We start from the raw sequence: 25,658 nt of genomic DNA, 5'->3' as shown, positions 1-25,658 counted from the left end.
ATCGGCGGTCGAGCTCCGCCAGCGCAAAATAAGCCGATGCCTTGCGCAGGATCTCGTTGGCCTGCTTGAGTTCGCGGTTCTCGCGCTCCAGCGCCTTCAGCTTCTCGGCGACATCGCTCGGCACGCCGGAGCGCTTGCCGGCATCGACTTCAGCCTTGTTCACCCATTCACGCAGGGTGTGCGGCGAGCAGCCGATCTTCGACGCCACCGACGATACCGCCGCCCAGCGCGAGGCGTGATCGCCCTCGTGATCTAAAACCATCCGCACCGCGCGGGCGCGAACCTCAGGTGAAAATTTGTTGGTCGTAGTGCTCATGATGGCTCCATCCTATTTGGGAGTTGGAGCCTCCGGCAAACCCGGCGCGGTTCAGTCATATGCCAGCCGGCCTGATCAAGCAGCAGCACGGCGTGAACGCCCGACGAGACGCTTTTGGCGATTTCGGCGAGATGCAACTCCATCGCAAAGGTGTTGCACTTGGGCATGATGAGAGCCGCGCCCTTGCCTTCCTTGGGCGATATCGCGCCGAAAATATAGGTCGAGACAGTCCGCTGATCATGCGGCGCGCTGGGCCTTGATCCGCGTTTGGCCCATCGGCGGGTGATCTTGTTCTTCTGACCAACACGGGCTTCGTCAGCGAACCAAATTTCTATTTTGTCGATGGCGACGCCCTTTTCGTGCGCGATCTCATCCAGGCGGGTTGGCAGGCTTTTTTAAAATCCTCGATCGCGCCTTCGGCTTGGGCGTGATGGCGCGGCCTGGCTGAGAGCTTGCGATAACCCATTTTGCGCATTTCTCGGCTCATCGTCTGCTCGGCGACGGCAATGCGAAACTCCTCGAATACCCACTGGCAAAGATCGACGATTCGCCATCGAACAACGCCATGAATGCAAGGCATCGGGCCGTCTTCGATCATGCGCGCGAGAGCGGCGCGGTGTTCGTCTTTGAGCAGCGACGGCTGGCCGGGCGCTTTGCGATCAATCAGGCCATCTGGGCCATGCGCGTTGAACCGCAGCACCCAGTCTCGGACAACCTGGAGCCCGACCCCGCCGATCTTAGCCGCTTCGCTCCGCGCCCCGCCATCGTAGATCGCCGCCAGAGCGAGAAGCCGGCGCGCTTGCGGACCATCTTTCGCGCGTCTCACGATAGCCCGTAGAGCCACCGCATCACAATCTTCTCGAAGCCTGATTGCTGCCGCCATGACGAACATCCCTGGTTCGCCAAGTCGAATCAAATTTTCTCCGATTCGGGAATCCCCCCGCGTGAGTCTGGATCAGCGAGGGTTGGTATAAGCCAGCTCCTCGACGCTGCTCAAGAAATTGATTTAATGAAACTCTCGCACAATCTCGCGGTCAAAAGCACAAAAACAATTCTTACCCAGCTCCTTCGCCACATAGCGAGCTCGATCGGCGGCGCGTATGATTTTGTCGACCTTGGCTCCTGGCGCAGCAACGACAGCAGCAACTCCGATCGATGCGGCTAAACAAGCTCGTGGCATTCCCTGGATGGCGAAGGTCTCGCGCCCCAATCGATTGGTGCAGACTTTCGGTGACGGTCGGCGCCAGCGAAAAACCGCGTCAGGCCGACATGGCCTCGAAAAGAGCCAGCACCTTGAACGAAAGACCATATTCATCGCCTTTCGCGCGCAGGACGGACGCTTCGCGGACACGCCCGTCGGGCAGCGTGACCTGGATCGTTTCGCCCTGTGGAATCGCCAGAGCGCATTTCAAGCGCAATCCGCTGTCCGAAAGGTCGAGAAGCATGGCTTTGTGACTTTGGCCGGCATAGGCGAAGGAGACTTCGGCGTCCATCCTCATGCGCGGCGCGACGCGGCGCTCGTGCGCCTCGCGGGTGCCGCGGATTTTCTGGACGATATTATCTTCCAGCGTTTGAATCGTTCTGGCCATTTCAGCGAGCTCGGTCTTGGCGGTGAACGCCAGATCGCCGGTCTTGATGGCCGAGGCCGAGAGGAGATCGATATGGATGTTGAGCATCATCGTCACCTCGGAAATGTTGGAGAGATTTTGCGATATGGCTTCCGTCGCCTGCGATTGTTCTCCGACCGAAGTGGCGATGTCGCCGGCGCCTTGCGCGATGGAGCGCACGGCGCCGTCGATCAAGGCGATGGCCGCGACCGTCTCCGCCGCGACATGCTGAATGCCGGCGATCTCCGCTGTAATGTCCTCCGTGGCGCGCGAGGTCTGCGCGGCGAGGGATTTGACTTCATTGGCGACGACGGCGAAGCCGCGTCCGGCCTCCCCCGCGCGCGCGGCTTCGATCGTCGCGTTCAGCGCCAGCATGTTGGTTTGCGCGGCGATGGTGCGGATGAGCGAAACGACGTTGCCAATCCGTGCGGTGTTCGTTTCCAGAACGGACACGGTTTTTCGCGTCGAGCCGAGCATGTCCGTCGCCGATTTCACGTCCTTCCCCGATGCCGCGACGCGCTCCGACACAGTGCCGACATGCGAAAGCATCACATCCGTCGCCGAACCGATCTGTTCCATGACTTCGGATGAGCCCTGCGCCGCATTGGTCAGGGTTACGCTATCCGATTTGAGCACGGCGGATGTTTTGGCCATATTTTCGGCGAGATCGGACAGCGCCGCGACCTTTCCGGCCACCTCGACGACGACAGTCTTGACGTCGTCCTCAAGGGATTGCGCATAGGAGATCAAGGCTTGCCGGGAAGCCGCTCGCGCCTCTTCAGCCGAATCCGCCTTGCGATGCGTCTCCAGGGATTGTCGCGCCTTCAGATCTCTCTCGCCTTGCGCGTCGAGTTCATGTCGTCGTTTGCGACCCCGAGTCGCCCCGCGCGCGAAAATCGCCAACAGCGCCATGAGACAGACGCCTTGCAACAGCGCCAAAGCCTGTGGGAGGCCAGCCGGATCGGAGTGCAGCACGAAGAACGTCGCCGCGCCCGCGGACATGCCTATCGCAGCCAAGGCGATTCCAAAGTCAAAATTGCTTCGGGGGATAAGCATAGAGATTCCCATGGCTGGTGATTACGTGCGTTAGAACGTCTTCATGCGAGTATCTTATCATAAACGTTAAATATTTTATGCGCATGGTCAGAATATCATCTTGGTCTGTAAGATGGAAAATCTTGAGAGATTGGCAAGGGCGCGCGGAGCCTGTGCTGAAAATGAGAGGGATCGAGGCCGTCGGGGCGCAATCGCGCCTCCTGTTTTCGCGACAAATCTCCCCCCAAATCAGGGTTCGGACAGTCAAGATCGACTCTCCAAGCATTAGCGCCTTTGGGCTGGCTGGCGCCGACAGCTTCACACAAGTGAGCACCAGCATGGTCGTCCAGGAACGAAAGAGCGCCGGATAAACAATGCGGCCAAGACGGCGGCGCCCTTTGTGAAATCGATGCGCCTGAGCCGAAAGGCTGGGGTCAACGGCGATTTCCAATCGAATCGTCCTTTCGCGGCAAATATCCAAACGACAAGCAAACCCTTGCGAAAGGGCGCGGGTCGCGCCCGTCCCCAGAACAATTCGATTGAAGAGGCTTGCGTGAACTCCATCGTCGATCAAATGAAGGACGAAAAAGGGCAACGCGCGCAGGCGATCATGCTGCGCCGCCGCGAGGACCTGTTCGAGAACGACCGGCTCAAGTCCATCGAGGCGCGGGCCTCAAGTTATTTGCGCGCGGGCGTGCCGGTGCATTTTCGCGGACCGGCGGGAACGGGCAAGACGACCCTGGCGATGCAGATCGCGGCGAGCTTCGGCGTTCCGACGATCCTGATCACGGGGGATGGCTGGCTGACCTCGGACGATCTGATCGGACAGGAAACCGGCCGGCGCCACAAACATGTGGTCGATAATTTCGTGCATAATGTCCGCAAGGTCCAGACCGAGACGTCGGGCCTGTGGGCCGATAATGCGCTGACCACGGCGATCGAATCCGGCTACACCCTCATCTACGACGAATTCACGCGCTCGCCGCCGCGCGCCAACACCCCTTTGTTGATGGCTCTGGAGGAAGGGACGGTGATCCTGCCCTCCCGCGCCGGCAAGGACGTCTATATCCGCGCGCACCCCGATTTCCGCGCCATTTTCACCTCCAATCCCGAAGATTACGCTGGCGTCATGGCGCCTCAGGACGCGCTGCTCGACCGGATGATCACATTCGACCTGACCGGGCATGACCACGCCACCGAAGTCGGCATTGTCGCGGCGAAATCCGGCCTCGAAGCCGGGGCCTGCGAAACCATCGTGAGCATCGTGCGCGCCTTGCGCTTTGAGGGGTCCGCGCGCTCCAGCGCCTCGTTGCGGGCAGCCATCATGATCGCGCGCATCGTCAAGGCGGAGGCGCTGCTGGTCTCGCAACGCGAGCCGCGCTTCGTCCAGCTTTGCGTCGATGTGCTCGAGGCCAATTCCACCAAGCTCAAGCAGGACGGCCGAAGCGCGGCGGTTCTGGAAAGATTTCTCGGCAAGCCCCCAGCGGTCGCGGCCCAGAAGCCAAATGACAGTTCCGCGGCTTCGGCGGTCTGACCAAAGGGAGGATAACGCCGATGACCACGCGCAACTTTCGCCCCATGGAGCGGCTCTCGACCATTGCGCGGGCGCCGCCGCGGACGCGGGCGCAACTGGCGTCCGAGGTGACGCGGCTCGAATTTGAACGCGACCGCGCGCTGCGCGATCTGGCCTTGCTGGAGACCAAACGCGCGGCGGCCGAACGGCGCTTTGCCTCCATAGACGCGCGCTCGAAAAAGCTCCGGAGCCTTTTCGCCGATCTCGAAGCGGATGAAGCAACCGGAGACCCGCGATGAACACGCTTCAGGCGACGAGGAAAGCCAAGGAGACGGTCGTCGAAATCACCGGCAAGGACGCGGAAAGCGTGTCGCGCTGCGAGCGCGACGACAAGGTCTGGACCATCGTTCTCGACATTATCGAATCCAAGGCGCGGATCGCCGACAATGACGTGATCGCGAGTTACGAACTGATCCTCGATCTGGCCGGCGACCTGCAAAGATACATGCGCCTGCGCCGCTACCGGCGCGCCGACGCGCGCAATGAAACGGAATCGAGAGGTTGACCCATGTCACACGGAATCCAGAGTCCGCAGCGTCAGGACGGCCTCGCCGATATTCTCGAGCGCGTGTTGGACAAGGGCATCGTGATCGCCGGCGACATATCGATTCATCTCGTCGGCATCGAGCTTCTGACGATCAAACTGCGCCTGCTGATCGCCTCCGTCGACAAGGCGGCCGAAATGGGAATCAACTGGTGGGAGAACGATCCCATGCTGTCGTCCCGCGCTTTTGCACTCGAAACGGAAAACAAGGCGCTGCGGATGCGGGTCGCCGAAATGGAAGAACTGAAAATGCCGAAAATCGCCTGATTTTCCAATTTCTTTTGCCAGGACGCGAGCACCGCGATGACCAGAAAAACGCATGATCCCAAGGGACCGACAGGCTTTGAGGCGCTGAACCAGATCGGTTTGCGGCTGGGCGATCTGTTCGGCGCCGTCAACGCCACGCTCAATGAGGCGGCCAACCTGCGCAACGGCAAGGCCGACGGCGGCGAGGGCGACGCCTTGCGCACCCATGTCGACTGGAATGTGAGCGTCGGCGGCGTCGCCATGGGCGGCGGCTCCGGTTTCGCCAGCGAGGACGCGGCAACGCGCGCCGAACGTCCGCAAGCGCCCACGCCCGAAGCGCCGCCGCGCGAGCCGGTCCATGAAATCTTTGTCGAGGCCGATCATGTGCTGTGCACGTTTGAACTGCCGGGCGTCGCCCTTGAGGATGTCGCGCTGAACCGCGCCGGACAGACTCTGACTCTCCAGACCACGGGCAAGGCGAAGTTCCTGCTCTCGGTTGAATTGCCGAAAGAGGCGAGCGCCGCCGAACCGGCGCGGGCTCTGCGCCACGGCATTCTCGAACTGCGTTTCGTCTTGGGCGAGGTTTGAGCGGGCTGATGTCCAACCTTTACATTTACGCCGTCATTCGCAGCGAGGATGCGCGCGAGATCGATCTGCCGCCCGTTGCGGAGCCAATGCAAAAGGTCGCCTGTCATCAGGTCGGACCCATCGCGGTCGTCGTCAGCCCGACCGAGCAGACGGAGATTATGTCGACGCGCCGCAATATGCTGTCGCACACCAAGATTCTCGAAGAGATCGTGCGCGATCGTCCGGTCCTGCCGTTTCGCTTCGGCGTGATCGCGACGGGTCTGGCCCGGATCGAGTCCATTCTCGGCGCCAGGGCGCGGGAATTGCGCGGGACGCTCGATTCGATGGCCGATCTCATCGAAGTCGGCGTGCGCCTCACCTTCCAGGAGCGCGAGATCTTCCAGAAGATCGTCGAGGCCCATCCCGATTTGCGCCGTCGTGGCGAAAGCCTCAAACGGCGGCCGAAGGCCGAGACCTATTACGAGCAGATCGATCTCGGCCGCGCGGTCGAGGAGAAGCTCAGCCAACAACGCGCCGCGCTGGGAGACGCCATCTCGCAAAGGCTCGCGCCTTTCGCCGAGCGCGCGATCCGGCACAAGACATTCGAGGACATGGCGATCTACAGCGCCGCCCTTCTGGTCCGGCGCGAGCAGGAGCCCGCGCTGTTCGCGGAAGTCCAGAAGATCGAGGCGGAATTCGGCGACCGCGTCGCGATGAAATATGTCTCGCCGGCGCCGCCCTATCATTTTGTGTCGATCAGGCTGGACGCGCAAGCCGCATAGGAAACCACAATGGGCCTGCTCAAAACTCTCCTGACCCTGCCGGTCTCCGGCCCGCTCGCCGGCTTGATGTTCATCGGCGAAAAGCTCGCCGATGCCGCCGACAAGGAGGCTTTCGATCCCGACGCCATCAAGCGCCAGATCGTCGCGCTTGAAGACAAGCTCAATGCGGGCGCCATCACCGAAGAAGAATATGAGGCGGATGAACTCGTCCTGCTGTTGCGCCTGCGCGAGTCTGTCGCCAAGCGCGACGGTTCCTGAAACGCCCATGTCCGCCAAACCCGATTCCGTCGCGCCCGATCCCGCCGCATCGCCCGCGCTGATCCTCGACGTTCACGAGGGACGTCCGTCGGATTCGGATCGCGGCATCGTCCGGCTCGATCCCGAGGCCATGCGGGCCATGGGCGCTGCCACGGGCGACATCCTGCGCATACAGGGCGCGCGTTGCGCCCATGGGCGCGCCATGCCGTCGCAACAGCAGGATCGGGGGCGCAATCTCATTGCTCTCGACGGCGTGACGCGCGAGAATGCCGCCACCGCCGCAGGCGCGAAGGTCCGCGTCTCCCTGGCCTCTGCCGCTCCCGCCGACCGCATCGCGCTGACGCTCCACAATTTCGCCCTGGCGCCGTCGCCGATCCTGCTGCGCCAGATCGCGCGGGCCATGGAGAACGCGCCGCTCGCCACCGGCGACGGATTCCGCATTGCGCTGCTCAGCGGCAAGCGCCTTGCGGCGACAATCGGCGCGACCAGGCCGGCGGGCGTCGTCCTGGTCGGCCCTCGGACGCAGATCGTGCTCGAACGCGGCGCCGCCTCCCCGCGCTCCGGCGCCGGCAAGCCCGACGCCGAGGCGGCGCGGGACATACGCTATGACGATCTCGGAGGACTCAAACGCGAAGTCGCCCGCGTCCGCGAAATGATCGAATGGCCGTTGCGCCACCCGGAAATCTTCAGCCAACTTGGCATCGAGGCGCCGAAAGGCGTGCTGCTCAGCGGCCCGCCCGGAACGGGCAAGACGCTGCTGGCCAAGGCCGTCGCCACGGAATGCGACGCCGCCTTCTTCCAGATCAACGGCCCCGAGATCATCAGCAAGCATTACGGCGAATCCGAAGAGCATCTGAGATCGATCTTCCAGCGGGCCGGCGAAAAAGCCCCCTCGGTGATTTTCATCGACGAGATCGACGCCATCGCGCCAAAGCGCGAGAGCCTCGCCGGCGACCGTCAGGTGGAGCGGCGCATTGTCGCGCAATTGCTGACCCTGATGGACGGGGTCAAGGGGCGCGGACAGGTCATCGTCATGGCCGCGACCAATCTGCCTTCGAGCATCGATCCGGCCCTGCGGCGGCCCGGCCGCTTCGACCGAGAAATCGTCTTCGCCGCGCCCGACCGCCCCGGCAGGCGCGAAATCCTGGACATTCACACGCGGGGCATGCCGCTCGACGGCGACGTCGATCTGGAGCGGCTCAGCGAAATCACCCATGGCTATGTCGGCGCCGATCTCGGCGCGCTGGCGCGCGAGGCCGGCATGGCGGCGATTCGTCGTCTGATGGCGGCTGCCGGACCCGAGGGCCGCTTCGGCGAAACCGAGCTGAAAGTCACCGACGCCGATTTCGCGACGGCGTTGAACGAGGTCGGTCCCTCGGCCATCCGCGAACTGGCCTCGGACATTCCCAATATCGGCTTTGACGCCATCGGCGGTCTCGACGACATCAAGGACATTCTGATCGAAGCCGTCGTCTGGCCCTTGCGCTATCCGCATTATTTCAGCGGCGCCGGGCTCAAATCGGCAGGCGGCGTCTTGCTGCATGGCGCGCCCGGAACGGGCAAGACGCTGCTGGCCAAGGCCCTGGCGCACGAATCCGGCGTCAATTTCATCGCGGTGCGCGGACCGCAATTGCTGAACCCATATATCGGCGAAAGCGAAAAGGCCGTGCGCGACCTGTTCGCCAAGGCGCGTCTCGTCGCCCCCACCATCATCTTCTTCGACGAAATCGACGCTTTGGCGCCGCGTCGGGGCGCCGGCGACGCGGCGGTCGAGCGGGTCGTGACGCAATTGCTGACCGAGATGGATGGCATTGACGAGCGGCGCGGCGTCTTTGTGCTGGCGGCGACCAACCGGCCCGAAGCCGTCGATCCCGCGCTGCTGCGGCCGGGGCGGCTGGACCGGCTTCTCGAGGTCCGCCTGCCCGACGCCGCGAACCGCGCGAGAATTTTCAAGGTCCATCTCGCGCGCCGGAAATTGGCCGAAACTGTCGATATCGCCGGCCTCGCCGAGTCCTGCGCCGGCTTTTCCGGCGCCGAGATCGAGGCGGTCTGCCAGATGGCGGCTTTGGCGCCGGTGCGGCGCGCCATAAAGCGCGGCGGCGACGAACCGGCCGGGGCCATCGAGGCCGACGACATGAGCGTCGCTCTGGCTTGTCTGCACGCCATGCGTTCCCAAAAATCCCAGGAAAAGAACGTCGCGCCATGACCGCTTGCCGCTTTTACGCCCTGACCGACGAAACCACCGCCGCAAGGCTGGAGTCAGAGATCGCTCGGCTCAAGCCGGGCGGCCTGTTCGTCCTGCGGGCCGCCGATCTCGCGGCGATCGTCGGCCCCGCGCCGCGCGCGCCGCTGATCGGACTTTCGCGCAAGGCGCTGGCGCAGCAGATGGTCGCGTTCCAGCAATGCCTGGAAGGGCTGATGCCCTTCGGCCCGGTGCTCCCGGCTGCTTTTCAGGCCCATTTCGCCGATGGCGCCATGGCCGAAGCTTTTTTGATCGGCCATGAAAAGCGGCTGGCGGGGGCGCTGCGCGATTTTGGCGCGAAACGCCAGTTTCAGGTGACGGTCAGCTGGACGCCCGAAGCCATGCTGCGGCGTCTGGCGCAAAATCCGGCGCTCGCCGAGACCCTGTCGGCAAAGATTTCGGCCTCGGTATCGCGCGGCGCGGCGATCCAGGCGCTGATGGAGACTTATCGGGCCGAACTGAGCCGCACATTCGAGGCGCTGCTGCGCGCCGCCTCGCTCGACTGCATGATCCTGCCCGGCCTCGACGCGGACGCCGTGGTCAACGCCACCGTGCTGATCGAACCGGAGCGCGAGTCCCTGCTCGACGCGGCGGTCAAGGCCATCGACGCCCATGCGAGCGAAGCCTTGCGCATCCGCATGGCCGGCCCGCTGCCGGCCTGCGCCTTCGCCAGCATCCGCCTCGACATGCCGCCGGCCGAAACCATCGCGCGGGCCTGCCGCCGTCTGGACGTCGACCGCATGGCGCTGGAGCCCGAACTCAAGGCCGCCTATCACGCGCGCATGCGCGCCAGCCACCCGGACGTGTCGCCGGAAGGCGTGGCGCCGGACACCGAGGCCAAAGCCGCCTATGAACTTCTGGCGCAACTCCGCGCCGCCGAACTCGCCGTGCAATCGAGCGGAAAACGCGCCAGCGGGCCGATTCCGACGATGCAATTGCTGCGCGCCGACATGCTCAGCCTGGTCGCTTAAAGACATGGCATAGGACAAGGAAATGGCGGTCTTCATCTGTCACGGCATCATCAGAGCGACAGACGCGGGTCTGGCGGCGGGACTCGCTCCGGTGGAGGTCGCGGAGCGGCTCGTCATCGTCGGCGCGGGCGATCTCGCGGCCATTGCGTCACAATGTCCTGATCGTCTGGACAATGGCGAAACGCTGGAGGAGATGATCGCGTCGACCGAAGGCGCCACCGCCTTGGCCGTCGCCCATAACCGCATCGTCAACGCCGTCGCGGCGACCGGCGATATCGTCCCCTTGCGGCTCGAAAGCTTTCATTCCGACGAAGCGGCCATCGCGGCGATGCTGCGCGCCGACGAGACCCGGCTGCGCCAGATGCTGGCGCGCATCGCCGGCCGGTTCGAATTCGCCATCCGCATCGAAAGACGGGCCGATTCGCCAGTGATTCCGCCTCCGCCTCCGGTCGTGACCGGACGCGACTACCTGCGCCGTCGAGGCGGGCAGCGTCAGAGCCTCGCCGAAGGCCGCATGGCTCGGGACGCGCACATCGACGGGATCGAGGCGAAATTCCGCCTGTTCGCCGATGACATCCGCCGCCTGCCCTTCGTCGAAGGCGGCTCACGAAAACCGCTGGCCCGTCTTGCCGCGCTGGTGCGCCGCCAGAGTTTCGCGGCTTTCGAGGCTGAGGCGGTCGCGCTGATGGCTGAGGCGGAAGGTATGGAAATTACCGTTTCCGGCCCTTGGGCGCCCTATTGCTTTGTCGTCGATGCGGAGAGGGTCCATGCCGGAGAAGCTTGATTATGTCGACGACATCGACGAGTCCGAGACCCTGGTCGATCTGCTCGACCGGGTGCTCGACGTCGGCGTCGTCATTGTCGGCGACCTGCGCATTTCCGTCGCCAATGTCGAATTGCTCTATCTCGGGCTGAAGCTCGTCCTCGGTTCCGTCGACAAGATCGCCGGCCTTTCGCCAGCCCGCGCCATTCTCCCGGAAACGCGGGGACCCCTCGCATGAGCCGATTGCGACTGATCGGCGTCGCGCGCCGTTGCGCCGACGAGGGCGAGGCCGGACGTCTGGCTTGCGGGACGTTTACGGCCTGGGTGGCCAGGGACGAAGAGGGTTCGTCCCGGGACGAAGAGGGTCCGAATCTCGACGCGGTCAAACGGCATCACCGGCTGGTGCTGGGGGCCTTGGCGGAAGGCGCGTTCCTGCCCGCGCCTTTCGGGCGCATCTACGAGTCCGAGGCCGAGGTTCGCCAGGACCTTTTGCAGCGGGACTCGCGTCTCGCGCCGGCGCTCGATCGGGCCGAAACGCATGAGGAATGGTCTTTGCGCTGCAAGCCGCAAGCCGCTGCAATGCAGCCGGCTTCAACGGGCCGCGCCTATCTGCTTGGCCGCCAGCAGGCCAAACGCGATATCGCCGAGGCTCTGACGCAAGCGAACGCCTTCCGCGCCGCCCTGACGGAATCGGGCGGGGTGACGGATTGCCTCGCGCTGCATCGCGATGGCGGCGAATTGATGTTTTCCCTGCTCGTCCGGCGGGACGCGCGGCGACATAGCCTCGACGCGGCCGAGGCGGCGGCATTCCGGCTGTTTCCAGGCTTCACGACCCGATTTTCCGGCCCCTGGCCGCTCTATTCTTTTTCCGGCCTCAAGGCGGATCGAGACGAAACGCCGGAGGCGCGGCCGTGAACACATCCACTTTGGCGCAACCAGCGGGTTTTAGCCTCGGCGAAGGGCTCTGCGAACTCGTGGGCGCTTCAGGCGGCGCCGCTTCGGAATTGAAGATCGATCCGAAGAATGTCGAGCGCGATTTGAGCCGCCTCGTGCTGAGCCTGATTGAATTTCTTCGCCAGGTGATGGAGGCGCAAGCCATCCGCCGCATGGAATCCGGCACTTTGACGGCGGAAGAAGAGGAAGCCCTGGGCCTGACTCTCATGCGCGCGGGCGAAAGGATCGTGGAGCTTGCGGCGCAATTCGGGCTCAAGCCTTCCGATCTGAAACTGGATCTCGGACCTTTGGGCCGTCTGGTGTGAGGCTGCGATGTTTTACCCCTGGTGGTTGGTCCCCGCTCCCCATGAGCCAAAACACGGCGGCGCCGCCGCGAGAATTCTGGACGAGACGAAGGCGGCGGAACAGCCGGACGCAAAAGGAGACGAGGCCTTGAACGGGATTGCCGAAGACAAAGGGACGCCGATTTCGTCGCGGGCGACGCGGGCGGATGCGCGGCTGGCGGCCATGGACGGCAAGCTGGACATGATCGTGGCGAAATTGGCGCAATTGGAGGCCGGCGACGCCGCCATGGACTCCGGCAAGCCGGCAAGGACCTTGGACAAGATCGGCAAGCGTCTCGACCAGCTGATGGCGGGTTTTGAGCAATTCCAGGCCAATTTGGCGCGTCCCGACGACGCCGCGCTGGCCGCGACCCTGGAAAACTTGCGCTGCGACCTTCGCGCAATGGATGAAAAATGGACCGGCCTTACGGGCGCGCGCAAGGACATCGCCGCCGCGCCGCGCTTTGAAGCGGAGAAGGCCAATTTCGAGCGAATCTTGACCGGATTTCGACTGGTCCTGCGCGATCTTGGCCAGCAGGCGATGCAATCTCGCAACGCCGAGGGACCGCCAGCGGCTTTGCCCGCGCATCCCTTGCTGGCGCCGGTGGAGGCGCTCCAGGCTGGTCTCGACCGCATCGATTTGTCGCCGCTGCAACAGGCGCTGGAGACGATCGCCGCCCGGCTCGACGCGCTTCAGGCGGGGCAGACGCCCTCTGGCGAAACCATCCGGCCCAACATCCGCCTTGAAGCCGAAAAAGTGGGTTTCGAGCGCATTCTCACCGGCTTCCGGCTGGTCTTGCGCGACTTGGGGCAACAAGCCGCGCGGGCGGACTCGAAAAACGAAGCCTCGTCCTTGCTGGCCTCTCTGGAATTTCTTCAAGCGCGGCTGGAGCCCTTCGATGCGCCGCGCTTGCAGGGCGCGATGGACGAAATGCGCGAACGGCTCGGCGCTCTTGAGGCCGGTCTTGCCGCGCGGCCCCAGCCGCCCGCTCATGCCAACGCCTTGTTTGAGGCGGAAAAAGTCGGCCTTGAACGTCTGCTGACCGGCTTCCGTCTCGTTCTGCGCGATCTTTCCGATCGGGTGCAAGCTCTGGAAGTCGCCCCGCCGATTGTCCGGAGCGCTGAACCCGCGCCCGTGGTCGCTGTCCAAACGCCAGCGGCGTCAGGCCCCGACTCGACGGATTTGCCGCATTTCGATCCGCGCAAACTCGACTTCATCCACCTGCGCACCGCGATGGGCCTCGTCCTGCGACAAACCGGCCAATCGACGGAAGCCCTCGACCGCGTCGTCGCCCGGCTGGCGCAGGCGGAGGCGAAGCTTTCCGCTTCCGGCGGCCTCGGCCAAGGCGCGCCCGCGCTGATCGAACGGCTGGATGAATTGGAAGCCCGCCTGCTGGCCACGATGCAGCCGCCGGTTCAGCCGGAAGCCGCCGACATGGCCATGCCGACGATGAATGCGATGGACATCGCCCGGGACGACAATGCGCTCGAACCGGCGCGCGTCAGTCTGCGCCGCCTGTTGACCGGCTATCGCTTCATTCTGACCGGCTTGCAGCGCGAGGCCGCCGACCTGCGCGCCGCCGTGGACGATGTCAGGGCGGATCGCGCCGCTTGGGCGGTTGAGCGGGACGAGGCCCGGCTTTCCGCGTCGGGACAGGCCGGAGCGGAGGGGTTTTTGGTCGGCATGGCCGGGCTGATGAAACATCTCGGAACCGAAATCGACCGGTTGCAGGTGGTGTCGGCGCCGACACCCCAGGTTGGAGGCTCTCCAGACATTGGCCAATCGTCCGCCGAAGATGTCGAAGACGAACTGGAGGAAGCGATCCGCCGGCTCAATGTCCTGGGCTCGCGCATGGCCCGGGCCGTCGAAAGCGCGTCCCCGTCGCCCGCTGACACGCAACAAGGGGGGCAGGACCGGTTGGCGCATGAGTTGCGCGACCAGACGGCGGAGTTTCTGGCGATCGGGAGCGCCCTGATGGCGGAAATTCGGAAGCGGGCGTAACGCGACCTCCATAAAAACTGACGCCCGTTTCGATCCTGTCGAGACGGGCGTCTTGTTGTCCGCGCGAAGCTGTTGGCGGAAGTAAACAGCCTGGAATCATAAACGAAAAGTTGCATTCAGGATTTGGCGGCAGCAAACAGCCTTGGTGACGCTGTGGCTCAATCGCGCGTTTCCGCATGTAGTTTCATCCTAAAAAATCATTAATCGACTAAATTAATTTACGCCGTAATAAATATCATTGTCGATAAATATATGAATTACAGCGTAACGTCATCTAAATGGCGCGATACGCTACGTATTATATAAATATATCTGCCAGAACAAATGCGTTCAAATTAAGTTCAATTTAATTTTTACCCCTCATGTTGGCGAACAAGAAGCAGGTGAGCCCTAGAAATTCTCTCCAATGCTCCTGACGCTCTATTCAAGACAAGGGGAAATCGATGTCTGAAGACACAATTGCTAACCTCCGGTTTGTCGCCGGGCGATTTGAATTTGTTTATCCGGACTTCGGTCTCATCGTTCGCGGACCTTATATCGAATGGGTGCTCGAAGCGGCGGCCGAGATCATCGCCCGCACCGAAAAACTGCGCGCCGAAGGGTCCAAGGAAGAATTGACGATGCTGGCCGAATTCGGCGAGCCCAATTCCGACATGGAGCTGGATTCCTTAAACTTCCAGACCAAGAGCCGCTTCGACATCCTGCCGCAATGCATCGTTTCCATGGGCGCGATTGATTATCGCTGGGTGCAGAAGGACGGTCGCACGTCTCCCGAGCATGTTTATGTCGAGCGTCTGACGGACATGTCGAAAACCCGCAGTGACGCCAACTGGCTGGCCAACGAACCATGACGGGGAGGGGAAACTGGAGCGCGGCTCCGTTCCCGGCTTGAACTGTCTCCGATGGTTTCGCTCATGCGGTCTGCTTCAGGTGAACAGTAGTTCCGGCTGCTCACCAAGAGACTCCAATTGCCCGAGGCCTTGTTCGACTGCTCTTTCCGGTCGGGCCTGAATTTCAATTTTTCGGCTAAACGCGCCAGTTCGTAGAGGACATCCCCATGGAAATCATTCCCTTCGGCTCCAAGGACATCGACAATATTCTCGCCAAGGAGCCCCATCGCGCGGAAATGCTGCCGTTTGGCACGGTTCAGCTCGATCGCCAGGGCAAGATCGTCAAGTATAATCAGGCCGAAGGTCTGATCGTCGGACGCGACCCCGCCGCTTGCATTGGCAAGCGCTTCTTCGACGATATCGCGCCTTGCGCGAAAGGCAAAAGATTCCATGGTGAGTTCTTGAAATTCTATCAAACTGGACAGATCAATGTCCTGTTCGACTACGAATTCGACTACAAGATGAAGCCGGTTCATGTGCGCATCCACATGAAGGCCGCGCCCGACGGCCAAACCTGCTGGCTGTTTGTCAAGCGCGTCTGAGTCGACCAGCGGCTTCGGCAAAGGCGGAAAGCAAGGCTCAGCGCGGGGTGGAAGGATGCTGCCGCAGCAATGCGTCAACGGCGGCCATCGAGCCTTCGGAGGCGTCCATCCAGCCTTCGAGAAACACGGCCGTCTCGAAATCGGCTTCGAGACAATTCGTTACGAAGCCCTTTTGTTTCAGGAGCACGAACTGGACGCCCGCCAGACCCGCTTGCTCCAGCCAAAAGGCTGGGTCGAGGGAAAGAAAGCGCGCGGCGGCTTGTCCAGCCGCGCGGGCGGCTTCTAGTTTGCCGGGGTCGACAACGTGTTTGAACGCCATGTGCTGATCTGTCCTCCATGACGCGGCAGCAGTCAAATATACCTAAACGTCACGCGACGAAAAGGGGAGTCTATATTTTCGGTTAACCCACGTAATATTATGACGCAATCTGTAAAAAGCGCCACATGTAACGAAGGATTAACCAATAAATATATATTGTCATCACAATGCTTGCGGTGGGGGAGTCTTGAAATGTCGTTGGCCGGGACCGAAAGCCAGTTCGACGCCTCCATGGGCCGGGGGGAAGCGCCGCGAGCTTTTGCGGCGGCGGGCGAAGACATGGTTTGGCATCTGGTCAAGATTCACAAGAGTCGGCCGCTTCGCTTTCGCGGCGAGCGGATCATCCGCATGGCGACGAAACCCGGGGAGTCCGACATTCCCGCGCATGAAATCGATCTTTTCATGACGGAGGCGGAAAGGTTCGTCGTCGTCATCAACCGTCTGGGCGAGGGGGGCGCGCGCCATCCGCTCTCGGTGTTCTCGGCCGCCTCGGCTGCGGAAATCCGGGCGCATGTCGCAACAATCGACCCGCTGCCAGGGCTGCCGGTTCCGCTCGACATTATCGAAAACAAATCCATCGGCGAGATGCTGGAGGCGCACGAAAATCTGGCCCGGCGGATTCAGGCGATCCGCCAGGATCTCGGCGCGCTCTGCGAAATGGCTCTGGCGCCGCTGTCGTGACGACCCGTCGGGCCAAATGCCGCGACGGACGTCGCGCCCTGTTCAAAGACCAACTCGATGCTCATCAAAGCGAGAAGTGAGGACTCATGTCACGCGTCACCCTGCTTGAGACTACCGGCCTGGATTCCTTCCAAAGCCAGCACGAGCCGCCGCCCCTCAGCCTGACCCATCCCGCCACGCCCAGCCAGACGGAAGAGTTCCAGTTGCGCTGCACCGGCAGCCGGTCGCGCGTTTTCAATGGCTCGTTGCTGTGTTCGGCGATCAGCTATGTTCCCGGCAACGCCTTCTGGTATGAAATCTCGCTTTATCGTCAGGTCTCGGGTTCGCTGGTGGCGGCGATCAAGCGCTTCACCCATGACGAGGCCGGCATTGACCTGTTCCGCGTCTTTGACGCCGAGGATTTCGACGCGCTGGTTTCGATCCTCGAAGACTACGAACCGGCCAATGACATTGACGCTTCGCTAGTCGGCGTCGACGACATGTCGGTCAGCGGCAGCGAAGTGGCTCTGCGCGCTGTCGGCCTGCGGCTGCGCATCGAGGAAGCCCGGCGCCAGTATGGCGATCTGGTGGGCGAGATGCTGCATCAACTCGCCGTGAACTGAGCTGGAGCCTCGTCGCTCCCTTCGGATTCGAATGAACGGGAAAGAGCGGCCATGCCGTCTCATCCTTCGAGGACATGAGCGATGCAAGACGAGAACCCGGCGGGCGATGCTTTGGTCGCTCAGCATGCGGTGCGGCTATGGTCGCCGGACAGGACGGATCTTCGTCGCATACTGGCGTCGATCCTCCTCGACGACATGGCGACGCTCCGTCGGAAGTCGCTTCCGCCTGATATGGCCGACGGCTGGGACGAGTCGACGCAGCTTGATGAAGACGGGCTCGGCCTGGACAGCCTGGCCCTGTTGGGCGTTTGCAGCCGGGTCAGCCAGTATTTTCATCTGCATGAAGTCGGCATCGAAGACTATCTGTTCGTTCGCCGCACGTTTGGCGAATGGATCGAGATTGTCGCGACCTCGATCGGCATTCGCAGCGAGCGGCTGACCTTCCAGACATCGGGCGGCAGCGGCGCGCCGAAACCCTGCACCCATGAGATCGCCGCCTTGCTGGAAGAGGTCGACGATCATGCGCGCCGGTTCTCCGGATGCAGGCGCGTGCTCGCCTTCACGCCCTGCCATCACATTTATGGATTCCTGTTCTCTGTCGCTTTGCCCCGCCTGCTTGAATGCCCCGTCGCTGACGCCCGCGCCTGGTCGCCGGGAACATTGCGACAGGCGTTGCAGCCGGGCGACCTGCTGATCGCCACGCCCTTTTTGTGGCGGCTCCTTCTCACCGCGCTCGGCTCCTTTCCTCCTGGCGTCACCGGGGTCTCATCCACGGCTCCGCTTCCGGCCGACCTGCGGGCCGACCTTGAAACGGCGGGCCTGGACAGGCTGGTGGAAATCTACGGCTCGTCCGAGACGGCGGGGGTCGGCGTCCGCGACAAAGGCGAAAGCCATTTCCGCCTCCTGCCGTTCTGGCGCCTTGAGCCCGTGACCGGCGAATTGGCGCGCATGATCGGCGGCGCGGAAATCCGCCTCACACCGCAAGACCATCTCGTTTTCGCCGACGGCGCGCGGTTTCTGCCGCAAGGACGGCGGGATGGCGCCGTTCAGATCGGCGGCGTCAATGTGTTTCCCGCTCACGTGGCGGAAGTCGTTCGCCGCCATCCCGCCGTTCTCGATTGCGCCATCCGCCGCGACGGCGAAGCGTCCCGCCAACGCCTGAAAGCCTTCGTCGCATTGCGTCCGGAAGGGATCGGGGAGGAAGCTGTCGCGAAGGACTTGGAGCAATGGATGCGAGAGCGGCTTTCAGCCAGCGAAAGGCCGGTCTCCGTCACCTACGGATCGGCTTTGCCGCACGACGGCATGGGCAAACAGATCGACTGGTAATTCGCGCCTCCCCGCCTGAAGGTTTCAGGCTCGGTTTCACCGGTAAACCCGAATGTATATTCAACACGGCCAGAACGACCGAGGCGATTCCCCTCAATCCCTCATGGCGTCCAAAGCCGATGCGATTTTTGTCATGGACGGCCCGCTGAGCGTCGCTGATTTCGTCGCCATCGCGTCCGGGAGCCGCCGCCTCGCCTTGTCCGAGCGTGTCAGCGCGGGGATCGCGGCGGCGCAGGCGCGCATGGCGCGGTGCATAAAGGAAAACCGCCTCGTCTATGGCGTGACCACGGGTTTTGGGCCGCTCGCCAACGCCTGGATCGACGGCGCCCATGTCGAGGAGCTTCAGACCAATCTGATCTACCATTTGGCGACGGGCGTTGGCGCGCCGCTGTCGTGGGTCGAGGCGCGGGGGCTGATGCTGTCGCGCCTGATCTCGATGGCGCAGGGGCATTCGGGCGCCTCCAACGCTCTGGTCTGCCTGATGGTCGCCTGCCTCAATGCCGGGCTCGCGGCGGTGGTGCCCGAAAAGGGCACGGTCGGAGCCAGCGGCGACCTGACGCCCAGCGCCCATATGGCGCTGGCCCTGATGGGCGAGGGCGCCTTCCTGACGCGCGCCGGCGAAACGCGCGACAGCGGCGAGGTGCTGCGCGAGATCGGGCTCCAGCCGCATCGGCTCGCCCACCGCGACGGTCTGGCGCTGGTCAACGGAACTTCGGCGATGACGGCGATCGCCACGCTCAATCAGTCCCGCGCCGAGCGCGCCGCCGACTGGGCGTTTCGGCTGACGACCGCGCATGCCGAAATCCTGCGCGGCAAGGCCGAGGCCTGGGCGCCCGCGTTCGGCGCCTTCCGGCCGCATCGCGGCCAGATCGAAGCGCATCTCCGCCTGAACCGCTTGATCGAAGGATCGCGGCGCGTCGATCGGCAAAGGGCGGCTTCCTTGCGGCTGCAATCCGCCGATTTCGACGCCGAGGGCATCCAGCGCCGCGAAATCGCGCATCAGGACCCCTATACGATCCGCTGCGCGCCGCAAATTCTCGGCGCCGTTCTCGATGTGCTGCGCTTCCACCGGGACATCGTCACGGTCGAGATGAATGCGGCGACCGATAATCCGCTTTTCGACACGGACGAGCCTTTCGCCCTGCATGGCGGCAATTTTTACGGCCAGCATATCGCCTTCGCCGCCGACGCTTTGTCGCCGGCTGTCGTCAAACTGGGCATTCTGTCCGAACGCCAACTGGCGCGGCTGGTCGATCCGGCGATGAACCATGGACTGCCGGCCTTCCTCCAGCCCTACAAGACGGGGCTGCACAGCGGCTTCATGGGCTGCCAGGTCACCGCCTCGGCGCTGGTCGCGGAATTGCGGTCCCAGGCGAGTCCGGCCTCGATCCAGTCGATCCCGACCAATGCCAATAATCAGGACGTTGTTAGCATGGGGACCATCGCGGCGCGCAAATGCCGCAATGCGCTTGACGAGCTTTTCCGCATTCTCGCCATTCAGGCCATGGCTTGCGCGCAAGCCGTCGATATCGAGACCCGACAGGGCGAAGCGGGCTTTTCGCCGGACGCGCTGTCGCTTCGCGATTTCGTCCGCCGGTCGAGCCGCTTTCTCCACCATGATCGGGCTTTAGGCGGAGAAATCGAAACGCTCGCATCCCGAATGGCCAATCCTTTCGAAGAGGAGTTCCTCCGGTGATCCCTGCCATGACTACCGCGCGGGAGCTTGCCGGCGCCCCGTCTTCCGACCTTTGGCTCGATCGGCTGGAAGAAACCGTCGACGCCGCCATGCTTGACCAGATGCGCCTGCCGATGGTCAAGCCTCACCTCGCCGCCGCTCTGCGAATGGTCCGCTCGATGATGGCGCGCAAGCATTTCGCGAGCCGCGATGAACGGCAAGATCTTCAGGCGAAAATCGACCGAACCCTCGCTGTCATGGACAAGGTTGATCGCCTTGTCCGGCATTATGACGGACTCTTGTTTTCCCAGACGCCCTCACAACCGGCAAGCGGCTTCACGCCAAGCGATCGCCCCGTGGAGGAGGCCGAATTCTTGCCGCCGCCAGAGACGAAACCGGAAATCATCTGGCGAGAGCCGCGCGTCGACGCCCAGCCAAGCCCTGGCGTTGCGACGGTCGATGGCCGTGACGCCGCCATTCCAAAACTTGCGGCCGGGCTAAACGTCGACGCGGCGGCTTCGATCTCGCATGGCGCGGATTTGCCGCCGGCTGTTTTTTCGGTCGCAAACCTTGATCGGGCGGAATTGCTGGCGGCTTTGCGGATTGGTCCGAACGGCGATGGCCGCGCGCCATTCATCATGGTGCGCAACAAACCCGCATCGGTTTACCGCCTGCTCGAAAGGCGCTTCAATGTCGATCCTTCGGCGAGCGACGCGATTTTGCGCGCATTGCTGGCCGAAGGCGCCATCCAGATCAAGCTTCGCGGCCTACCGCCTGGCGGTGAAGTCCGGCCGTCCATCGTGGTTGCCGAATAGGACGCGCCCCGTTCCGGCGCTTTTTGCGCGGGGACGGGGCGAATTTTGCGGGTTGGGACAGGCGAGCGAAAGGGCGCCTCAGCTCTCGCCTTCGGCCAGGATCAGGCGGGCGGCGTTCACCCAGGTCGTGAGATTGACCAGGCGACCGATTTCACCCAGTTGCGCCTTCAGTTCCGCATGATCGACCGCTACCAGATCGTCGAGGGATGTTACTCCCAATTGTGACAGGCGCCAGCGCAGGCCGGGGCCGATCATTGTCAGATGCTCCAAGGAGGTCGGCGCCTTCGGCGACGCCGGATCGGCGACGATCGTTACGGCCGGCTCAGCCGCGACCGGGACCGGCTCGTCTGAGACGACATCCGCCGGCTTGGTTTCCTCTAGCAGCGTGAGGAGGGCCTCGGCCAACGGCGTGCGCGCGACAACATCGGCGATGGCCTGGAAGATTCTTTCCCGAGACAAGATCGGCGGCGGATCACGCGCAAGGTCCGCCTGCGACGAGATTGGCTCACTGTTGACGCGATCTGGTTGATGTTCGGCTGGAGCCGGAGGCGGGCCTTCCTCGGCCAGTGCAAAAGCCAAATCCTCCGAGGCGCCCGGAGGGGCTAGAACGGCGGCGGACGCCAAAATGGGAGCGGGCGACGGATCGGGCTCCGGCGCGGAGGCGGGCGCCGGCAAGGTCGCTGAAGCGAAAGCGTCCGCATCGGCCAGCGGCGTCTTGCGTGGTTTTTTCGCCAGGCGCTCGTCGCGCAGGCGGCTCAGCAGCTCCTGGGAACTCCTCTGAACCGAGCGGGCGGAGGCTTTGTAATCCTGAGGCGAAGACGTCATTTCGGAACTCACACGCAAAGTCGCTTAGGGTGGGCCGGACCAGATTGCCGTTCGGCGCTGCAAACAATCAGGGCGTGAAACAGGTCTGAGCCCATGTCACGCCCCGAAGGGGCCGCTTGGGAGCGGCGTCACGAAGCTTGAAACGTCAAGCGCGCTGCGGCTCGACGGTCAGGCCGACGGCTTCGGCATATTTGAGCCAGGTTTCGACCGAAGCGATGACGATGCGCGCTTCAATCGAGATGAGTTCGATGCCAACGAGGGCGATGCGCACGAAAGCGTCGATGACGACGCCCTTGTCGAGGATACGATCGATGACTTCAGCGAGGCTCGAGGAAGCGACGCTTTTTTCAATGGCCATGAAACTCTCCCGATTTGATCCAACCAAGCCTTTGCCTGGAATAACGATCTCTGCATTTTGCTGCGAAAGGACTTCCGAGCGACGAGCAAATAAACGTTACGAATTTCGGATTAAAAATACCCTAATTTTGGCGCTGCCGAGACAGCTTCTGCAGCATATACAAACGTAGATCTTTTATAAGATAAATATTGCTATTTTTCCATATGCCCTAGCGTCAAACTATATAGAGCATGACACCTGAGTATCGAAGGCAGCTCGCTATCTTGGAGTATTTATTATTTGGATCTTCGGCGATTTTAGTGTGAAAAACGGCGGCCAGAATGCCGCTCTGATCTAGTGTTATCAATAGGTTATTTGGCGTTTCAGGGGGCTAAACCGTATGAATCGGTCAAGCGATGAGTTTTCTGCTCCCGGTTTTGCTCCCGAGCGCATTCGCGAGCGCCGCCGACGGCGTGTCGTCCTTGGCGCTTGGGTAAACGGTGGTCTTGCGCAAGATGTTCTCAAACGTCGCGGCGTCGACTGGCCGGCTGTACATGTAACCTTGCCCCCGGTCGCAGCCGAGTCCGCGCAGAAAATCAGCCTGGGCCGGCGTCTCGACGCCTTCCGCCAGAACCTCCAGATGCAAGCTGTGCCCGAGCGCGACGATCGCGCGCGTGATCGCCGCCTCGTTCTCGCCAAAAGGCAGATCGGTGATGAAGGAGCGGTCAATTTTCAGGGTCTGCACCGGCAGGCGCTTGAGATAGGACAGCGACGACTGGCCGGTGCCGAAATCGTCGAGGGCCAAGGCCAGGCCGAGCCCGCGCAAGCCTTCAAGCACGCGGACGCTCTTCTCCGGCTGCCGCATCATGTAGGTCTCCGTCACCTCCAGCTCCAGCCAGTCGGGCGGCAAGCCCGTTTCCGCCAGGATGCCCGCGACAGTGGCCACGAAGTCGTCGCGTTCGATCTGCAGGCCGGAGACGTTCACCGCTATGCGATGCGGGCCGAGGCCGGCTTGCCGCCAAAGCTCGGCCTGGAGGCAGGCCTCCCGCAACACCCATTCGCCCAGCGGCAAGATCAATCCGCTCTCCTCGGCGATGGCGATAAAATCGGTGGGCGGAATCATGCCGCGTTCGGGATGACGCCAACGCGCGAGGACTTCCGAGCCGACCATCTGTCCGTTGGCGAGATCGAATTGCGGCTGAAAATTGAGGGAAAGCGCGCCTTGCGCGATCGCCGTGCGCAATTCCGTCTCCAGAAACATTTTCTCGCGCGCTTTTTCGGTCAGACGCGCCTCATAGAAGCAGAACTGGTCGCGGCCCGCCTCCTTGGCCTTGTAAAGGGCGAGATCGGCATTCTTGATCAGGGTGGCGGAATCGTCGCCATCGCCGGGAAAACAGCTGATGCCCAAGGAGGCGCGCATGTCCAGCGCGTGGACGTCGATGGAAAAGGACTTTCCCAGCGCCTTCAGGATTTTAGCGGCGACCCGCGCGGCGCCTTCAGGGCCGTCGATATTCTGCGCCAGCACGATGAATTCGTCGCCGCCCAGCCGTGCGATAATGTCGCTCTGCCGCAACGTACGCTTCAGCCGCCGCGCTACGCCGCGCAGCAATTCGTCGCCGGTCGGATGGCCCAATGTGTCATTGACGGCTTTGAACCGGTCCAGGTCCAGAAAAAGCAGCGCAAAATTCGATCGTTCGCGACGCGCCAGTTTCAGCGCCTGTTCGCAACTTTCATTGAAGGATTGCCGGTTGGGCAGATCGGTCAATGCGTCATGATAGGCAAGATGATGGATGTGGGCCGCGGCGCGCTTCTGGTCGCTCAGGTCGTAGAAAATGCCGATATAATTGACGATTTCGCCGCGCGCGTCGCGCACGGTGGAAATGCTCTGCCAGAGCGGCGTCACCTCTCCGTCCTTGCGGCGATCCCAGATTTCGCCCTGCCACTCGCCGGTGCGCTTCAGTATCTCCCAAAGGCTGCGGTAAAAATGGACGTCGTGGCGGCTCGATTTCAACATGTTGGTCGTCTTGCCCAAGACCTCCTCGGCTCGATAGCCGAGAATCCGGGTGAAGGCGCTGTTCACCGCGAGAATGCGCGCCCGCGCGTCGGTAATGACGACGCCGTTCAGGCTGCTTTCAAACACGCGGGCGGCAAGGCCGATCTGTTCGTCGGCCCGTCTTTTCGCGGTGATGTCCTGCATTGTGCCGGAGACGCATTTGGGCTGGCCATCATCGCTTGATTGGACCGCGCCGCGCAATTCGACCCATTTGACCCGGCCGTCGGCAAGTTTGATGCGGCAAGAATGGTTGAACAGCCTGCGCTCCGCGACGGCTCCGCGAAAGTCAACATCGACCTCGTGGCGGTCCTCGGGATGGAAAAGCGATATACAGTCGTCATAAAACTCCGGCGGCTGCGTCAATTCGAAAATCTTCAGCAGCTCATCCGACCAATGCGCGAGCCTTAGCGTAACCAGGTCGATTTCCCAGCTGCAGAGCTGAGCGAACGTCTGCGCCTCGCGCAACTGTCTTTTTCCCTCGACAAGCGCATCGCGCTGCCGTTTCAACGCCGTGATGTCGGTGGCGCAAACCACCGCGCCTTCCTCCTTGCCCTGGGAATCGGCCTGCGGACTCGCTTCGACCCAGTAATCCCGATACGAGCCGTCGGCGCCGCGCAAGCGATGTTCGGAGCCATAGGCGCCTGAGCCGCGCATCACCTCGTACAGGTGCGAATAGACCGTCCATGGCAGCCGAATGAGCCGACCTCGGAGCACATGCTGTTCTTCCGGCGCCATCCATTCGTCGAGGACGCGGCCGACGACATCGCTTTCGCGAACTTGCAGGCCTTCGAGGAAACGGCGGTTGACTTCGCGAATGCGGCCTTCCGCGTCGAGCAGAATGATCAGCGCGCTGGATGTGTTCATCACGCGACGGGTGAAATCCACCTGGATGTTCTGACGCCGATTGGCGGCGTGAAGCTCCTCCGCCTGCTCCTCCATCACGCGCAGCATCTGGTCCGTCCGAACCGCGTCCGCGCTCATTTGCTGCTGAATGGCGGCGTTGGCGAGGCGAAGGTTTTCGACTTCGATCCGCAGTTGCGCCAGGGCGTCGTGCGGGGCGAGGTCAGCCATGACCGTCGTCGAAATAGGGCGCGAGAAGGCGCGCAACCTCTTGCGCGGCTTGCGCGACGGCCGGCGACAGGCCGGGCTGGAACGGCCTGTGGCTTTCGGCCTGCGCGCCGACAATGGTGACGCGCGGCTTCGGACCGGGCAGGGCGGCGAGAGCCTGGAGCACATAGCCGAGACCCATGCCATGCGGCGCGGGAACGCTTTCACTCACGATGGAGTCCACGCAAGGTTGCGCGATGCGTCCCGGCGTTCCCGCAGGCGCGAGCGCGTCCACGACAATGGCCTCGTCGCAATCCTCAAACAGCGCCAGCGCCGCCGGCCCCGCCGTTCCCGCGTCGAACA

At 62.8% G+C, this 25,658-nt stretch carries 27 protein-coding genes and 2 pseudogenes; 21 read left to right on the top strand and 8 right to left on the bottom strand.

Annotated elements, in window-relative coordinates; genetic code table 11:
- The 3 genes and pseudogenes from CCR94_RS19360 to CCR94_RS19345 all read right to left on the bottom strand — a co-directional run.
- A pseudogene (locus tag CCR94_RS19360) lies at positions 1–316 on the bottom strand (transposase); the annotation flags it as partial.
- A gap of 53 nt (positions 317–369) precedes the next feature.
- Positions 370–1,208, bottom strand: a pseudogene (locus CCR94_RS19350) (IS630 family transposase); the annotation flags it as partial.
- Positions 1,209–1,575: 367 nt separating this feature from the next.
- A complete protein-coding gene (locus tag CCR94_RS19345; RefSeq protein ID WP_158254837.1) occupies positions 1,576–2,925 on the bottom strand; it encodes a methyl-accepting chemotaxis protein in 1,350 nt (449 codons plus the stop codon).
- Positions 2,926–3,511: 586 nt separating this feature from the next.
- On the opposite strand from CCR94_RS19345, the gene gvpN reads away from it, so the two are divergent.
- The 16 genes from gvpN to pyp all read left to right on the top strand — a co-directional run bounded on the left by gvpN (position 3,512) and on the right by pyp (position 15,615).
- Positions 3,512–4,492, top strand: a complete 981-nt coding sequence (gene gvpN, locus CCR94_RS19335; RefSeq protein ID WP_158254836.1) for a gas vesicle protein GvpN — start codon at positions 3,512–3,514, stop codon at positions 4,490–4,492.
- A gap of 20 nt (positions 4,493–4,512) precedes the next feature.
- Positions 4,513–4,770, top strand: coding sequence for a hypothetical protein (locus CCR94_RS19330; RefSeq protein ID WP_104509462.1), 258 nt, complete (start codon positions 4,513–4,515; stop codon positions 4,768–4,770).
- Positions 4,767–5,036: a gas vesicle protein GvpO gene (gene gvpO, locus CCR94_RS19325; RefSeq protein WP_104509461.1), complete on the top strand. Its 270-nt coding sequence runs from the start codon at positions 4,767–4,769 to the stop codon at positions 5,034–5,036. The genes CCR94_RS19330 and gvpO overlap by 4 nt, the downstream gene beginning before the upstream one ends.
- 3 nt (positions 5,037–5,039) lie before the next feature.
- Positions 5,040–5,342, top strand: a complete 303-nt coding sequence (locus CCR94_RS19320; RefSeq protein ID WP_104509460.1) for a gas vesicle protein — start codon at positions 5,040–5,042, stop codon at positions 5,340–5,342.
- 36 nt (positions 5,343–5,378) lie between these two features.
- A complete protein-coding gene (locus CCR94_RS19315) occupies positions 5,379–5,909 on the top strand; it encodes an Hsp20/alpha crystallin family protein (RefSeq protein WP_104509459.1) in 531 nt (176 codons plus the stop codon).
- A gap of 8 nt (positions 5,910–5,917) precedes the next feature.
- Positions 5,918–6,670, top strand: a complete 753-nt coding sequence (locus tag CCR94_RS19310) for a GvpL/GvpF family gas vesicle protein (RefSeq protein WP_104509458.1) — start codon at positions 5,918–5,920, stop codon at positions 6,668–6,670.
- A 9-nt stretch (positions 6,671–6,679) separates the two neighbouring features.
- A complete protein-coding gene (locus CCR94_RS19305) occupies positions 6,680–6,928 on the top strand; it encodes a gas vesicle protein GvpG (protein ID WP_104509457.1) in 249 nt (82 codons plus the stop codon).
- A 7-nt stretch (positions 6,929–6,935) separates the two neighbouring features.
- On the top strand, positions 6,936–9,134 hold the full coding sequence (locus CCR94_RS19300) for an AAA family ATPase (protein WP_158254835.1): 2,199 nt from the start codon (positions 6,936–6,938) through the stop codon (positions 9,132–9,134).
- Positions 9,131–10,141 (top strand): GvpL/GvpF family gas vesicle protein, encoded by a 1,011-nt coding sequence (locus CCR94_RS19295; protein WP_104509455.1) that lies wholly within the window; start codon positions 9,131–9,133, stop codon positions 10,139–10,141. Before CCR94_RS19300 ends, CCR94_RS19295 begins: the two co-directional genes overlap by 4 nt.
- A 22-nt stretch (positions 10,142–10,163) precedes the next feature.
- Positions 10,164–10,925: a GvpL/GvpF family gas vesicle protein gene (locus CCR94_RS19290; RefSeq protein ID WP_104509454.1), complete on the top strand. Its 762-nt coding sequence runs from the start codon at positions 10,164–10,166 to the stop codon at positions 10,923–10,925.
- Positions 10,909–11,142, top strand: a complete 234-nt coding sequence (locus tag CCR94_RS19285; RefSeq protein ID WP_104509453.1) for a gas vesicle protein — start codon at positions 10,909–10,911, stop codon at positions 11,140–11,142. The genes CCR94_RS19290 and CCR94_RS19285 overlap by 17 nt, the downstream gene beginning before the upstream one ends.
- Entirely contained in the window at positions 11,139–11,819 is a 681-nt protein-coding gene (locus CCR94_RS19280) for a GvpL/GvpF family gas vesicle protein (RefSeq protein WP_104509452.1), read from the top strand. The genes CCR94_RS19285 and CCR94_RS19280 overlap by 4 nt, the downstream gene beginning before the upstream one ends.
- Entirely contained in the window at positions 11,816–12,163 is a 348-nt protein-coding gene (locus CCR94_RS19275; protein ID WP_244594143.1) for a gas vesicle protein K, read from the top strand. The genes CCR94_RS19280 and CCR94_RS19275 overlap by 4 nt, the downstream gene beginning before the upstream one ends.
- A gap of 127 nt (positions 12,164–12,290) precedes the next feature.
- A complete protein-coding gene (locus CCR94_RS19270) occupies positions 12,291–14,183 on the top strand; it encodes a hypothetical protein (RefSeq protein ID WP_146090108.1) in 1,893 nt (630 codons plus the stop codon).
- A 443-nt stretch (positions 14,184–14,626) separates the two neighbouring features.
- A complete protein-coding gene (locus tag CCR94_RS19265; RefSeq protein WP_104509450.1) occupies positions 14,627–15,034 on the top strand; it encodes a hypothetical protein in 408 nt (135 codons plus the stop codon).
- A gap of 206 nt (positions 15,035–15,240) precedes the next feature.
- A complete protein-coding gene (pyp, locus tag CCR94_RS19260) occupies positions 15,241–15,615 on the top strand; it encodes a photoactive yellow protein (protein ID WP_104509449.1) in 375 nt (124 codons plus the stop codon).
- Between the two features lie 37 nt (positions 15,616–15,652).
- On the opposite strand, the gene CCR94_RS19255 is transcribed toward pyp, so the two are convergent.
- Complete coding sequence (locus tag CCR94_RS19255; protein WP_104509448.1) at positions 15,653–15,934, bottom strand: hypothetical protein; 282 nt, start codon at positions 15,932–15,934, stop codon at positions 15,653–15,655.
- 192 nt (positions 15,935–16,126) lie between these two features.
- Here CCR94_RS19255 and CCR94_RS19250 point away from each other — a divergent pair, with 192 nt between their 5' ends.
- From CCR94_RS19250 to CCR94_RS19230, 5 genes are all read left to right on the top strand, one after another.
- Entirely contained in the window at positions 16,127–16,615 is a 489-nt protein-coding gene (locus CCR94_RS19250; RefSeq protein WP_146090107.1) for a hypothetical protein, read from the top strand.
- An 86-nt stretch (positions 16,616–16,701) separates the two neighbouring features.
- Positions 16,702–17,217 (top strand): hypothetical protein, encoded by a 516-nt coding sequence (locus tag CCR94_RS19245; RefSeq protein WP_104509446.1) that lies wholly within the window; start codon positions 16,702–16,704, stop codon positions 17,215–17,217.
- Positions 17,218–17,298: 81 nt separating this feature from the next.
- On the top strand, positions 17,299–18,543 hold the full coding sequence (gene pcl, locus CCR94_RS19240; RefSeq protein WP_104509445.1) for a 4-coumarate--CoA ligase: 1,245 nt from the start codon (positions 17,299–17,301) through the stop codon (positions 18,541–18,543).
- Positions 18,544–18,676: 133 nt separating this feature from the next.
- Positions 18,677–20,239 (top strand): HAL/PAL/TAL family ammonia-lyase, encoded by a 1,563-nt coding sequence (locus tag CCR94_RS19235; RefSeq protein ID WP_206605868.1) that lies wholly within the window; start codon positions 18,677–18,679, stop codon positions 20,237–20,239.
- Positions 20,236–21,033, top strand: coding sequence for a hypothetical protein (locus tag CCR94_RS19230; protein WP_146090106.1), 798 nt, complete (start codon positions 20,236–20,238; stop codon positions 21,031–21,033). Before CCR94_RS19235 ends, CCR94_RS19230 begins: the two co-directional genes overlap by 4 nt.
- A gap of 78 nt (positions 21,034–21,111) precedes the next feature.
- On the opposite strand, the gene CCR94_RS19225 is transcribed toward CCR94_RS19230, so the two are convergent.
- The 4 genes from CCR94_RS19225 to CCR94_RS19210 form a co-directional block, all read right to left on the bottom strand.
- Complete coding sequence (locus tag CCR94_RS19225; protein ID WP_146090105.1) at positions 21,112–21,858, bottom strand: hypothetical protein; 747 nt, start codon at positions 21,856–21,858, stop codon at positions 21,112–21,114.
- 145 nt (positions 21,859–22,003) lie between these two features.
- Complete coding sequence (gvpA, locus tag CCR94_RS19220; protein ID WP_104509441.1) at positions 22,004–22,216, bottom strand: gas vesicle structural protein GvpA; 213 nt, start codon at positions 22,214–22,216, stop codon at positions 22,004–22,006.
- Positions 22,217–22,604: 388 nt separating this feature from the next.
- Complete coding sequence (locus CCR94_RS19215) at positions 22,605–25,319, bottom strand: sensor domain-containing protein (protein WP_104509440.1); 2,715 nt, start codon at positions 25,317–25,319, stop codon at positions 22,605–22,607.
- A partial coding sequence (locus CCR94_RS19210; protein ID WP_104509439.1) for a hydrogenase maturation protease occupies positions 25,312–25,658 on the bottom strand: 347 nt, incomplete at its 5' end. The genes CCR94_RS19215 and CCR94_RS19210, both read right to left, overlap by 8 nt.

This window comes from Rhodoblastus sphagnicola (genome assembly GCF_002937075.1).
GTDB lineage: Bacteria > Pseudomonadota > Alphaproteobacteria > Rhizobiales > Beijerinckiaceae > Rhodoblastus > Rhodoblastus sphagnicola.
This window is presented reverse-complemented; position numbering and strand designations above follow the sequence as displayed.